Source organism: Nitrosomonas sp. (genome assembly GCF_019635155.1).
GTDB lineage: Bacteria > Pseudomonadota > Gammaproteobacteria > Burkholderiales > Nitrosomonadaceae > Nitrosomonas.
The window spans coordinates 84,868-98,687 of sequence record NZ_JAHBZY010000007.1 but is presented as its reverse complement, the minus strand read 5'-3'; the positions used below and the strand labels follow the sequence as shown (position 1 = coordinate 98,687).

Here is a 13,820-nt window from a genome sequence, read left to right as displayed (position 1 = left end):
AATTTTAAAAATTTCAATAATAAATAACCTCAATAGATAAGTTAAATTGCATGAATTCATTAAAAAATTAGGTATAATCAACACTTTTTTAATTTTCTTGACAAACCATGAATGACTATCTTTTTACTTCCGAATCTGTTTCAGAAGGCCATCCCGATAAAGTAGCAGACCAAATTTCCGACGCTGTTTTAGATGCAATTTTAAGTCAAGATGCAAACGCCAGAGTCGCTTGCGAAACTTTGTGCAGTACCGGTTTAATCGTATTGTCAGGGGAAATTACTACGCACGCGTCGGTGGATTACAATATCATTGCACGCGAGACGGTTAAGCGTATCGGCTATACCAGTTCGAATATTGGTTTTGACTCAACGACCTGTGCAGTATTAACGGCTTTTAATAAACAATCGCCGGATATTGCGCAGGGAGTCAATCGAACGAAAGAAGAAGAAATGGATCAAGGCGCGGGTGATCAAGGGCTTATGTTTGGTTATGCCTGTGATGAAACGCCAGAATTGATGCCGATGCCGATTTTTTATGCGCACCGATTAGTGGAGCGTCAGGCTGAGCTAAGAAAGAACGGCCGATTATCTTGGTTGCGCCCTGATGCGAAATCGCAGGTTTCAGTACGTTACGAAAACGGTAAACCAAAAAATATTGAGACTGTTGTGATTTCAACCCAACATGATCCTGATATTTCACATCAAGCATTATCTGAAGCGGTCATCGAAGAGATTATCAAGCCGATACTGCCTGCCAGCATGATCAGTAAGAATGTTAATTACCTGGTTAATCCTACGGGGCGTTTTGTTGTTGGAGGTCCAATGGGAGATTGCGGTTTAACCGGGCGTAAAATCATTGTCGATAGTTATGGCGGAGCGGCGCACCATGGTGGAGGGGCTTTCTCCGGGAAAGATCCATCCAAAGTTGATCGTTCCGCTACTTATGCGGGCCGTTATGTTGCTAAGAATATTGTGGCCGCCGGAATTGCAAACAGATGTGAAGTACAGGTTGCTTATGCGATTGGTGTAGCACGGCCAGTTTCATTAATGGTTAATACATTTGGAACAGGTAAGATCGCTGATGAAAAAATTGTTCAGTTAATAGAGAAACATTTTGATTTGCGACCTCGGGGCATCATTTATGCATTGAATTTGTTGCGTCCAATTTACTCTCAAACTGCAGCATATGGTCACTTTGGTCGTGAGCTTCCTGATTTTACTTGGGAAGCTACCGATAAAGCGGCACAATTGCGCGCGGATGCCGGGCTATAAATATTTCGTAATAGTTGCCGTCAACAACCGATTCTAATTATTTTCCCTACGCTGAGGAGCGCTGCAACGGTTCTTTCCGTGAGGCTCAGCATAGATGGAGCATATTTCAACTGCGCTCGTTCATATTTTAAGGAGATGACTATGAACGCTGTGCCAAATTCAAATGGCGGTTTTTTTAATGACTATAAAGTAGCGGATATTTCCCTGGCGGAATGGGGGCGGAAAGAAATAGCGATTGCCGAAACTGAAATGCCCGGATTAATGGCGTTGCGTAAAGAATATGCAAATCAGAAACCGTTGGCGGGAGCACGTGTCGCGGGTTCGTTGCATATGACGATTCAAACCGCAGTGCTTATTGAAACGTTGGTGGCATTAGGTGCGGAAGTGCGTTGGGCATCCTGTAACATTTATTCAACACAGGATCACGCGGCTGCCGCTATTGCAGCAAAAAATATCCCGGTATTTGCATATAAAGGCGAGTCTTTGCAAGATTACTGGGAATATGCCCACAAAATTTTTGACTGGACAGTGGATGGTCAACCCAGTGGTGCTAATATGATTCTGGATGATGGCGGTGATGCCACATTACTACTGATTCTCGGTGCAAAAGCAGAAAAAAATCCATCGGTTATCGCTAATCCCAGCAATGAAGAAGAATCGGTATTGTTTGCAGCAATCAAAGCGAAATTGGCTACGCACCCGGATTGGTATTCCAAAAATCTTGCAAGAATTCGTGGCGTAACTGAAGAAACCACAACCGGCGTGCACCGATTATATGAGATGCAGAAAAGTGGTGAACTTCCGTTTCCAGCTATTAATGTCAATGATTCAGTAACAAAATCTAAATTTGATAATCTCTATGGTTGTAGAGAATCCCTCGTTGATGGTATTAAACGAGCAACGGACGTTATGATTGCCGGGAAGATTGCGGTTGTCTGCGGTTACGGTGATGTAGGAAAAGGTTGTGCGCAATCGTTGCGTGGTTTGGGCGCCACTGTTTGGATTACTGAGATTGATCCGATCTGTGCATTACAAGCAGCGATGGAAGGTTATCGTGTGGTTACAATGGATGACGCCTGCAGTCAAGCGGATATTTTTGTAACGGCAACGGGTAATGTGCGAGTAATCACGCATGATCATATGCTGCAAATGAAAGACCAAGCGATTGTTTGTAACATTGGCCACTTTGATTCGGAAATTGATATCGCAGCGGTGCAGAAATATTCCTGGGAAAACATCAAACCGCAGGTTGATCATGTCATATTTCCAACCGGTCGGCGCATTATCGTATTGGCGCAAGGCCGATTAGTGAATCTCGGGTGTGCAACGGGACATCCATCATTCGTGATGTCAAGCTCGTTCACCAACCAGGTATTAGCGCAACTAGAGTTGTGGCAGCACGGCACCGATTATCAAAAGAATGTCTATGTATTGCCAAAGCATCTGGACGAAAAAGTTGCGAGACTGCATCTCGGGAAGCTTGGCGTGAAACTGACAGAGTTGACCGACGAACAAGTTAAATACCTGGGCTTAAATAAAGATGGCCCTTATAAACCTGAAATGTATCGTTATTAATTTTTGAATCTTGCGGGAATTAATCGATGACTTTAATTTGATTGATTCTCGCATCTCAACAATTAATTCTCGGAATTCAATAATGAAAGAAGTTATTGATTGCATTTAATTCTTAGGTAAGCTTGTGAAATGGAATCACAGAAAAAATTTTCTCCTGCTTTCAGTTTTGAGCTTTTCCCTCCTCAAACCCCTCAAGGGATTGAAAAATTAAGGTTAACTCGGCAGCAACTGGCTGAGCTAAGCCCTAAATTCTTTTCTGTAACTTTTGGTGCGGGTGGTTCAACCAGAGAAAGGACGCTTGAAACGGTACTGGAAATCCATGCGGAGGGACACAATGTTGCTCCCCATTTATCTTGTATCGGTTCGACACGCCAAAACATCCACTCATTATTAGAAAAATATTTCCAAGCAGGTATCCGGCAAATTGTTGCGTTACGAGGGGATTTACCTTCCGGCATGGCGCAACCGGGAGAATTTCGGTATGCCAGCGAGTTAGTCGCTTTTATCCGACAAGAATTTGGTACTTCATTTCATGTCGATGTGGCGGCTTATCCAGAGTATCATCCGCAGGCGCGCTCCGCACAATTTGATTTTGAGAATTTTAAGCGGAAAATTGAAAGCGGCGCCAATTCGGCAATTACGCAATACTTTTATAATGCGGATGCGTATTTTCATTTTGTAGAATGCTGTGAAGCGGTAGGCGTGAATATACCGATAGTCCCAGGAATAATGCCTATTAATAAATTCTCGCAACTCGTCAGATTCTCGGATTCATGTGGCGCCGAAATCCCTCGCTGGGTTCGGAAAAAGCTTGAAGGGTATGGAGATGACAGTGAATCTATTCAAGCATTCGGACTAGACATCGTGACCGATCTCTGTGAGAGACTGCTTAATGAAGGTGCGCCGGGTTTGCATTTCTATACTTTAAATTCCGCTGATCTTACTTCCATCATTTGGCAGCGACTGCAGCTTCCACGTCACATCAACTAGCATCATCGTCGATCCAAGCTCTTATCAGAAGTGATGAGAGCGTTTGTTTCAATCGCCAATCGTTAAAATCACGAGATGAATCAGAAATGATTTTTTTCCTGATTATCTGAGTCGGATATAATGTATGTCATCATCGGGACAATGAAATTTAAAGTATGGGGCTTCAAATATGACAGACAATAAAACAACAGAAACCACTCCAGTTGCAGAGCCATCGGCTGCAGAAGCAAAAGATTCCGATGTTTCTACAGTGGATGCGTGCATCGCTCATGCCAGAGAAGTTAAAGATACGCAACTGGAACTGATTAAAAGTAAGCAATATGATTTTGCACCGGAATTCCGTGACTTGACGATTCAGCTCTATTTATTCGGTGTAATGTGGAAATTTGCTGAAAATCTGGGTAACGTCAAGGATGCTCGTGAATTGGCATTTACAGCTTTGCAGACGATGTTGATACAAGACGGCCTGCAAAAACACAAAACACTTAAGCGAATTGAGTTTCTGAGAAAAATGTCAAAACTTGAGGATGATCACAATGCGCTTGCGGTTGCGATAGGGTATGAATCTGAACCCGATGACAACAGCCTGGCCGAAGTGTTTGATCATTATGTGGATGATTTACAAGTATCGGGTGCATTTTGGCGCTTATATGATCGCGGCAAAAAGATAATGCTATATGGCGGGCTGGGTATCGCTTTTCTGGTGATCTGGTTCATTACATTATTTATGCCTGGAAATAGTGCGATAGCAATTCTCGCCGCAGGACTCATTTCAGCCGCGATTTTTGTAATTCCGGTATTTTTGATCGGTGTTTTTATCTATCATACCAAATTGAAAAAAGCCAAACCAACAAGCTGATTTTCTGGCGTTTATCCAGAGCAGCGTCGTTATTGATAATTGACAGAAGGCACTCAATAAATAGTAAAAATGGTTATTTCCTTATAAATGAGCACGCAGATTATTGATGGCAAGAAGATAGCCGAATTAGTGCGATCAGAGTGGCGGGTTCGGGCGGAAAAACTGATTCAACTCGACATGAAACCCGGACTGGCTGTTATTATCGTTGGTGATAATGCAGCCTCGGCTATTTATGTGAGGAATAAGGTTAAGGCATGCAGTGATATAGGCATTTACTCCGAGGTGCATAGCTTTCCCGGGAATACCGATCAAAATGAGATTCTTACTTGTATTCAAACATTGAATAATAATCCTCATATCCATGGGATTTTGGTTCAGTTGCCACTACCGGCGCATTTTGAAAATAACCGGATCATCACTTCCATAGCGATTGAAAAGGATGTGGATGGTTTTCATTTTTATAATGTCGGTGCCTTAGTGACAGGCAATACGGTATTTTCTCCTTGCACACCGTATGGTGTGATGGTGATGTTGCAACGCAAGCAAATTCATGTTGAGGGTCAACATGCTGTGGTCGTCGGACGCAGCAATATCGTTGGCAAGCCGATGGCATTAATGCTTTTGGAACAAGGCGCGACTGTTACTATCTGCACATCAAAAACACGCAATTTGCCCGAATTTACCAAAAGTGCCGATATCCTGGTGGTGGCAACCGGCAGACCACGCATGATTACCGGTGAGATGGTTAAGTCCGGTGCGGTTGTAATCGATGTCGGCATCAATCGGTTAGCAGACGGAACGCTTTGCGGCGATGTTGATTTTGCATCTGTCAACGGAGTTGCCGGTTATTTATCGCCGGTTCCGGGAGGTGTGGGCCCTATGACAATTACGATGTTGCTTTGCAATACCATTTTGGCTGCGGAACGTGCGCACGCCGGTATTTGCGTTGGCTATACCAGATGAGACCTTTGCGCGGAGTCATGAGCGGTGCGAGAATAAGGCAAAAATTTGCGAAAAAGCGGAGTTTACACAGGGTAGATGAGCATTTTTCGCAAATCTTTAACGCAATTATCGTGCCGCGTAGTAACCGTGCAAAGGTCTCAAGATAACTTTTAGGAGTGTGCTTGATATGGGATTGCAGTCGGACATTGACCCGCAAGAAACTCAGGAATGGCTGGATGCATTAGATTCGGTTATCACTCAAGCGGGTGGCGAACGCGCGCATTTTTTGCTGGAAAAATTGATTGAGAAAGCCCGCCGATCAGGTGCTTATTTACCTTATAGCGCCACCACCGCTTATATCAATACGATACCGACCGGGAAGGAAGAACGCTCACCCGGCAATAACGCTATTGAGCATCGCATTCGGTCATACGTGCGTTGGAACGCCATGGCCATGGTGTTGCGTGCTAACAAAAAAACGAATGTAGGCGGGCATATCGCGAGCTTTGCATCGGCGGCGACGCTATATGATGTCGGCTATAACCATTTCTGGCATGCACCATCGGAAACGCACGGCGGTGATTTGGTTTACGTACAGGGACATTCTTCTCCGGGCGTATATGCTTATGCATTTCTTTCCGGAGAGCTCAGTCAAGCGAAGTTGGACAATTTTCGTCAAGAAGCAGGCGGTAATGGGTTATCGTCGTATCCCCATCCGTGGTTGATGCCGACTTTTTGGCAATTTCCGACGGTTTCAATGGGGTTAGGCCCTTTGATGGCTATCTATCAAGCCCGGTTTATGAAGTATCTCGACAGCCGGGGATTGATCGATAGTACCGGACGAAAGGTCTGGGCTTTTATGGGGGACGGTGAAATGGATGAGCCTGAATCGCTCGGCGCCATTTCCTTGGCTTCCCGGGAAAATCTCGACAACCTGATCTTCGTTGTTAATTGTAACTTGCAGCGCCTGGATGGTCCTGTTCGCGGGAATGGTAAAATTATTCAGGAACTGGAAGGCGCGTTTCGTGGCGCGGGTTGGAATGTCATCAAAGTGATTTGGGGATCCTACTGGGATCCGTTGCTGGCGAAAGATACTAAGGGCTTACTACAAAAGCGCATGATGGAATGCGTCGATGGCGAATATCAAAATTTTAAATCCAGAGATGGCGCTTATGTGAGAGAGCATTTTTTTGGTAAATACCCTGAATTATTGGAAATGGTCGCCAATATGTCGGATGATGATGTCTGGCGGCTAAATCGTGGCGGGCACGATCCTTATAAAGTTTATGCCGCCTATGCAGCGGCGGCTAAGCACACAGGGCAACCCACTGTTATTTTGGCAAAAACGATCAAAGGATACGGTATGGGTGAAGCTGGTGAAGCTCAGAATATTACGCACCAGCAGAAAAAAATGGGAACAACCTCATTAAAAGCTTTCCGGAATCGGTTCGGTCTGGATATCCCGGATGACCAAATCGACGAAATCCCATATCTCACTTTTGCTGAGGATTCTCCTGAGTTCAAATATCTGCAAGAACGCCGGAACATACTGGGCGGTAGCTTTCATCGACGCAAAACAACAGCGGCTTCTTTGCGAGTACCACCGTTATCAGCTTTTGAAGCATTGCTCAAAGCCAGCGGGGAAGGGCACGAATCATCGACGACTATGGCGTATGTGCGTATTCTGAATATCCTGGTCAAGGATAAACAGATTGGCAAACATATTGTTCCCATCGTAGCGGATGAATCACGCACTTTCGGCATGGAAGGAATGTTTCGGCAACTGGGTATCTGGTCCTCGGTGGGGCAGCTATATACACCGCAAGATGCGGATCAGTTGATGTATTACAAAGAAGACAAGCATGGGCAGATTTTGCAAGAAGGAATTTGCGAAGCGGGTGCGATGTCGTCCTGGATAGCCGCAGCGACATCGTATAGCACGCATGGAATTCAGATGATTCCTTTTTTCATTTTTTACTCGATGTTTGGTTTTCAACGCATTGGTGACTTGACTTGGGCTGCTGGCGATATGCGTTGCCGTGGTTTTCTGATCGGTGGTACGGCAGGGCGAACAACCCTGAATGGTGAAGGGCTGCAGCATGAGGACGGTCATAGTCACATTATTGCTTCGACAGTTCCGAATTGCGTATCGTATGATCCGGCATTCGCTTATGAATTGGCTGTCATTATTCAGGATGGTTTGCGGCGAATGTATCAAGAACAAGAAGATGTCTATTATTACATCACTGTCATGAATGAAAATTACTCGCACCCTGCAATGCCCGGCGGTGTCGAGCAAGACATTCTCAAAGGGATGTACTTATTCAAAGAAGGCGGTAAGGATGCTACCCATCCGCGTGTGCAGTTGCTTGGAGCCGGTGTTATTCTGCGGGAAGTGATCGCAGCCAGCGAAATTCTCAAAGCTGAGTATCAAGTAAATGCCGATATCTGGAGTGTAACCAGTTTCAACGAATTGCGGCGTGAAGCACTGGGTGTGGTGCGATGGAATACGCTCCATCCAACACAGCCGGGCCGGTTATCGCATGTGGAAAATTGCTTGAATGGTCGTTCAGGGCCGGTTATCGCCGCATCCGACTATATGAAAATTTATGCCGATCAGATCCGGGAGTTCGTGCCGGGGAAATATCGCGTTTTGGGAACCGATGGCTTCGGACGTTCGGATACCCGGCAGAAACTGCGGCATTTCTTTGAAGTGGATCGATATTATATTGTCGTTGCTACACTCAAAGCGCTTGCGGAAGACGGAAAAGTTTCCCAACAACAAGTGGTCGATGCAATGCAAAAATATGGCATCGACCCTGAGAAACCGAATCCTGTAATTAGCTAGATTAGGAAAACACTGATTAATTCGACGAACGAGATGAAGCACGAGGCGCACGGAACGGAACAGCCGGGGCATATCAACAAAATAGGTGATGGAGCGAGTGCCGCGCGACGAAGTGATTCGCTCGTGCAATCAATTAATCAGCGTTTCCTTGGATATATGAGAATGCGAAAGTATCTATGATTATCGCTGTATGGGTGAGTGTTTAGAGGATAGCGTGTGGCGAAGATAAAACAAGTCTTAGTTCCTGATATTGGTGATTTCAAGGATGTCCCTGTTATCGATATCCTGGTGAAATCCGGTGATAGCGTTACTGTGGAAGATTCGCTAATAACGCTGGAATCCGATAAGGCCACCATAGAGATTCCTTCGCCTTATACTGGCTTGATCAAGGAAGTATTTGTTAAAGCCGGCGACAAAGTATCCGAGGGAAAAGCGATACTTGCCATCGAAGTAACCGGCGAGATCCAACCGGAATCTGCGAAGCGGCCGGATGAAAATATCGATTCACCAAAGGCGCCTGTCGTTTTACCCGAACCGACGGCTAAACCGGCAATCGAACCGGAGTTAGTTCAATCAGCATCCAAGTCGATACCACCAGATGCAAATACTCGTACTGAACCTTCCAAAGCGCATGCGAGTCCATCGATTCGGCGTTTTGCCCGTGAATTGGGTGTCAATCTGGATTTGGTAACGGGAAGTGGCCTTAAGCATCGGATTCTGAAAGAAGATGTGCAAGCCTATGTCAAAGCGGAGCTTTCAAAATCCCGTGTAACTGATAGCGGAGCTGCGCTTGATTTACTACCTTGGCCGCAGGTTAATTTTGCAAAATTCGGCCCTGTCGAATTAAAGTCACTGACGCGAATTAAACAAATTTCGGGCGCTAATCTGCATCGAAATTGGGTGATGATTCCACATGTAACGCAATTCGATGAAGCGGATATTACTGAATTGGAGGCTTTGCGAAAAGAATCGAACGCAAATGCTAAAGAGAATCCTGTGAAATTGACCTTTCTGGCTTTTTTAATGAAAGCATTAATTGCGCCGCTGAAAAAATTTCCGGAATTCAACGCCTCTCTCGATAAAGATGTCGAAGGTGAAATCAATCTGATTATCAAGCATTATTATCATATTGGTTTTGCAGTCGATACTCCCAATGGTTTGGTTGTTCCAGTCATAAAAGATGTTGATCAAAAGGGAATTATTACGATCGCTGAAGAATTGACGCGATTATCATCGCTCGCTCGCGAAGGTAAGATCAAGCCAGCCGACATGCAAGGATCCGGTTTTACTATTTCGAGTCTTGGCGGTATCGGTGGGACGGCATTTACTCCGATTATCAATGCGCCGGAGGTTGCCATTTTAGGAGTTTCAAAAGCCAGCATTAAACCGGTTTTTCGTGACAATAAATTCGTTCCGCGCCTAATGCTTCCTTTATCGCTTTCGTATGATCACCGCGTCATTGATGGTGCCACGGCAGCGCGGTTTACCACGCATTTATCCGAGGTGTTAACCGATATGCGCTTGGCCTTACTCTGATGATTTTTCGTTTCTTTATTGATAAAAAGTGCAGATTATCAATAAACTGCCTCTAATTGGCATCTATGGTGGAACATTCGATCCTATTCATGACGGCCACTTACGGATTGCCGAAGAGCTATGCGATACGATCGGCTTCCAGAAAATTTTTTTTGTGCCTTCAGGCGCTCCCCGTCTTCGACGTACTCCCGTAGCATCCAGAGATCATCGTGCGGCAATGGTGCGCTTGGCTATCCGGGACAACCTGCGATTTGAATTGGATGAACGTGAAATCAGCCGGCCTGGCATAACGGCGACGGTGCAAACATTGCGGGAATATAAATGTGAATTAGGGGATCATGCGGTACTTTGTTTCATTTTGGGAACCGATGCTTTTATCAAGATTGATCAATGGACCGAATGGCTCGAGTTATTCGACTTGTGCCATTTCATTATTGTCGCCCGTCCTGGCTACGCTTCGTTAAAAGAAACGCAACAGCTGCCGGCAATCACGCAACAAGAATTTTCAACTCGTCACATTGTTAGTGTCAGTGATTTAGCGATTCAATCCAGTGGATTCATCTATACTGCACAGACTTCCATGTTGGAGATATCTGCTTCGCGGATACGTGCATTACTCTCCGCTGGAAAGAGTATTCGTTACTTGCTTCCGGAGAGTGTGCTCGACTATATTAAAAGCAACCGGTTATATACCTGAAATTTATGAATTCTAAAGAACTTATTACGATCGTTATTGATGCGCTGGAAGAAATAAAAGCGCATGATATTGATGTAGTGGATGTCGCAAAAATTACATCAATGTTTGAATATATTGTCATTGCCAGCGCGGACTCAACCCGGCAAACAAAAGCGCTCGCCGGTAATGTACAAGAAAAAGTTAAAGCCGCCGGCGGGAAAATTTATAGCGTGGAAGGAGAACAAACCGGGGAATGGTTACTAGTCGACCTTGGCGATGTGATCGTTCATATCATGCTTCCGGCTATTCGGGATTATTATAATTTAAAAGCTTTATGGTCAGATCCGGCTGCTTCCATTCCCAATAGCGCGTGATAACTTTCCATTATGAAATTTTTTATTATCGCTGTCGGAAATAAATTGCCTGACTGGATTAACAGCGGTTATCAGGAATACATCAAGCGGTTGCCACGAGAGATAATGGTCAATCTCATTGAAGTCAAGCCGGAAAAACGAACCACCGGGAAAACGGTCGAGCAATTATTATCGTCAGAATATCAAAGAATTCAAACAGCTATACCGCCGCAGTGCCGAATTAAGGTATTGGATGAGCGCGGTCAGCATTGGACCACTAAAGAATTTTCGCTTGCCTTGCAGGATTGGATGGATCAAGGTGAAACAGTGGCGTTCGTCATTGGCGGCGCCGACGGGTTGCACCGTGATATCAAAAGTACCGGTAACGAACTGATTGCGCTATCGAACCTTACTTTGCCGCATGGACTTGCCCGGGTATTGCTGGCGGAACAAATATATCGTGCGGTATCCATTATCAAAAATCATCCCTATCATCGGGATTAATCAACGCAGTCACTTCGAAAAATGAACGATCCTGATTATCATAAGAAGTAGAGAACGGCTGATTCCTGCTGAATGTTTCATATTTATCTTTTTTGAATGTAAATGGATCTCTCATGATTCCTGAAAACCAAATATACCTTGCTTCCAGAAGTCCAAGAAGACGTGAATTATTAAGGCAAATCGGCGTGAAGTTTAATTTGTTGATGATGCGCGAAACGGCTGGCCGTGCGATCGATATCGATGAAAAACCACTTGATAATGAATCACCTAAAGATTATATCTACCGAATAACACGAAATAAGGCCAGCGAAGGCTGGGATAAGGTATTGCAACGGCACTTACCCATTTACCCGGTATTGGCTGCCGATACTGTCGTTACGATTGATGGTTGCATTCTAGGAAAGCCGCGAGATAAAGCCGATGCCGAAAAAATGCTGAAAACTTTGTCGGGTCGTTCCCATCAGGTAATGACAGCCATTGGCGTTGTGGTGAAAGATGTTTTGCAAATCAGATTATCGACCTCTACTGTCCGGTTTCGTGAACTCAGTGAAATCGAAATTCGGAATTTTATAACCAATCATCACGTGCTTGATAAAGCGGGTGCTTATGCCATTCAAGGCATCGCGGCTGCATTTATCGTTGATATTTCCGGAAGTTACAGTGGCATCATGGGCTTGCCGCTGTATGAAACCGCCCAGTTACTTGAAGAAGTCGGGATCACGATCATTTGATCGGATAATTGGTTGTGAGCTATTGAAAATAAAAATTAAGAATTTAATAAACTGATTAATTCATCGCAAGCATGAGTAATGAGATTCTGGTGAATATCACACCACAAGAAACCCGGGTGGCGATTCTAGAGCAAGGGGTGACACAAGAATTACATATCGAACGAACCAGCGGTCGCGGCATTGTCGGTAATATTTATAATGGCCGTGTCAGCCGTGTCCTGCCAGGGATGCAATCAGCTTTTGTCGATATCGGTCTTGACCGGGCCGCATTTTTGCATGTGGCCGATATCCGCAATTCAATGCAAGAAGGAGACGTGGTCAAGCCCATTGAGAAACTCCTATACGAAGGCAATTGCATTCTGGTGCAAGTAATCAAAGACGCGATCGGCACCAAAGGTGCGCGGTTATCCACGCAGATCAGCCTGGCCGGACGGTTATTAGTCTATTTGCCGCAAGAATCCTATATCGGGATTTCGCAACGGATTGAAGACAATAGCGAACGTGAGATGCTCCGTGAGAGACTGCAGCAAATCCTGCCCCCTGAAGAAAAGGGGGGGTATATCATCCGAACCATGGCGGAAACTGCGGATGAAGATGACCTGCGCGCGGATTTTGGCTATCTGCACCGGCTATGGCATGACATCGAACTGCAATCAATCACGATCGCGGCGCCGGTGCTGCTGTATCAAGACCTCGATCTGAGTCACAGAGTTTTACGTGATTTTGTCGGCGACGATACCGATCGCATTTGGGTCGATTCGCGCGAGAATTATCACCGGCTGGTGCGATTCGCGCAAAATTACATGACCAATATTGCCGAACGGGTAACCTTATACACTGGTGACCGGCCGTTGTTCGATTTATACGCCGTGGAAGAAGAAATCGACAAATCGCTGGCGAAACGCGTCAATTTAAAATCCGGCGGGTATGTCATTATCGATCAAACCGAAGCACTCACCACGATGGATGTTAATACCGGCGGATTTGTCGGTGTCCGCAATTTCGACGATACCATTTTCAAAACCAACCTCGAGGCCGCGCAAGTGATTGCTAGGCAACTGCGGCTGCGCAATCTCGGCGGTATCATCATTATCGACTTCATTGATATGGATTCCGAAGAGCATCGCAATGCGGTACTTGCGGAACTGAACAAAGCCCTGCAAAAAGACCGCACCCGCATCACCATCAGTGGATTCAGCGCGCTCGGATTGGTCGAGATGACGCGCAAACGCACTCGCGAAAGCCTGGCGCAAGTATTGTGCGAAACCTGCCCGACCTGCCAGGGGCGGGGAGAAATTCGCACCGCGCAAACCGTTTGTTACGAAATCTTGCGTGAACTGCTGCGCGAAGCCAGGCAATTTGAAGCCAACGAATTTCGCATACTGGCATCCCAGCAAGTCATCGATCTATTCCTCGACGAAGAATCGCAAAGCCTGGCGCAATTGGGCGACTTCATCGCAAAACCGATCAGCCTACAAGTCGAAGAATCGTATACGCAGGAACAGTATGATGTCATTTTGATGTAGTGGCTGGTG

The 13,820-nt window shown here is 45.5% G+C and carries 12 protein-coding genes and 1 riboswitch; all 12 genes read left to right on the top strand.

Features of this window, described 5'->3' with window-relative positions:
- Positions 1–107 precede the first annotated feature (107 nt).
- The gene (metK, locus tag KF839_RS06645; RefSeq protein ID WP_292917057.1) at positions 108–1,271 is read left to right on the top strand and encodes a methionine adenosyltransferase; all 1,164 of its coding nucleotides are present in this window, start codon (positions 108–110) and stop codon (positions 1,269–1,271) included.
- Between the two features lie 47 nt (positions 1,272–1,318).
- Positions 1,319–1,396: riboswitch (S-adenosyl-L-homocysteine riboswitch) on the top strand.
- A 16-nt stretch (positions 1,397–1,412) separates the two neighbouring features.
- Entirely contained in the window at positions 1,413–2,846 is a 1,434-nt protein-coding gene (gene ahcY / locus KF839_RS06640; protein ID WP_292917056.1) for an adenosylhomocysteinase, read from the top strand.
- A 129-nt stretch (positions 2,847–2,975) separates the two neighbouring features.
- Positions 2,976–3,836 (top strand): methylenetetrahydrofolate reductase [NAD(P)H], encoded by an 861-nt coding sequence (gene metF / locus KF839_RS06635; RefSeq protein ID WP_292917055.1) that lies wholly within the window; start codon positions 2,976–2,978, stop codon positions 3,834–3,836.
- Positions 3,837–4,005: 169 nt separating this feature from the next.
- Positions 4,006–4,695 (top strand): hypothetical protein, encoded by a 690-nt coding sequence (locus tag KF839_RS06630; protein WP_292917054.1) that lies wholly within the window; start codon positions 4,006–4,008, stop codon positions 4,693–4,695.
- Between the two features lie 87 nt (positions 4,696–4,782).
- On the top strand, positions 4,783–5,658 hold the full coding sequence (folD, locus tag KF839_RS06625) for a bifunctional methylenetetrahydrofolate dehydrogenase/methenyltetrahydrofolate cyclohydrolase FolD (protein ID WP_292917053.1): 876 nt from the start codon (positions 4,783–4,785) through the stop codon (positions 5,656–5,658).
- Between the two features lie 166 nt (positions 5,659–5,824).
- A complete protein-coding gene (gene aceE / locus KF839_RS06620; RefSeq protein WP_292917052.1) occupies positions 5,825–8,485 on the top strand; it encodes a pyruvate dehydrogenase (acetyl-transferring), homodimeric type in 2,661 nt (886 codons plus the stop codon).
- Between the two features lie 216 nt (positions 8,486–8,701).
- Positions 8,702–10,021, top strand: a complete 1,320-nt coding sequence (aceF, locus tag KF839_RS06615) for a dihydrolipoyllysine-residue acetyltransferase (RefSeq protein ID WP_292917051.1) — start codon at positions 8,702–8,704, stop codon at positions 10,019–10,021.
- A gap of 28 nt (positions 10,022–10,049) precedes the next feature.
- On the top strand, positions 10,050–10,718 hold the full coding sequence (gene nadD, locus KF839_RS06610) for a nicotinate-nucleotide adenylyltransferase (protein WP_292917050.1): 669 nt from the start codon (positions 10,050–10,052) through the stop codon (positions 10,716–10,718).
- Between the two features lie 5 nt (positions 10,719–10,723).
- Positions 10,724–11,071 (top strand): ribosome silencing factor, encoded by a 348-nt coding sequence (gene rsfS, locus KF839_RS06605; RefSeq protein ID WP_292917049.1) that lies wholly within the window; start codon positions 10,724–10,726, stop codon positions 11,069–11,071.
- A 12-nt stretch (positions 11,072–11,083) separates the two neighbouring features.
- Entirely contained in the window at positions 11,084–11,554 is a 471-nt protein-coding gene (gene rlmH, locus KF839_RS06600; protein WP_292917048.1) for a 23S rRNA (pseudouridine(1915)-N(3))-methyltransferase RlmH, read from the top strand.
- 113 nt (positions 11,555–11,667) lie between these two features.
- Entirely contained in the window at positions 11,668–12,285 is a 618-nt protein-coding gene (locus KF839_RS06595) for a Maf family protein (RefSeq protein ID WP_292917047.1), read from the top strand.
- 71 nt (positions 12,286–12,356) lie between these two features.
- Entirely contained in the window at positions 12,357–13,811 is a 1,455-nt protein-coding gene (gene rng / locus KF839_RS06590; protein ID WP_292917046.1) for a ribonuclease G, read from the top strand.
- Positions 13,812–13,820 lie beyond the last annotated feature (9 nt).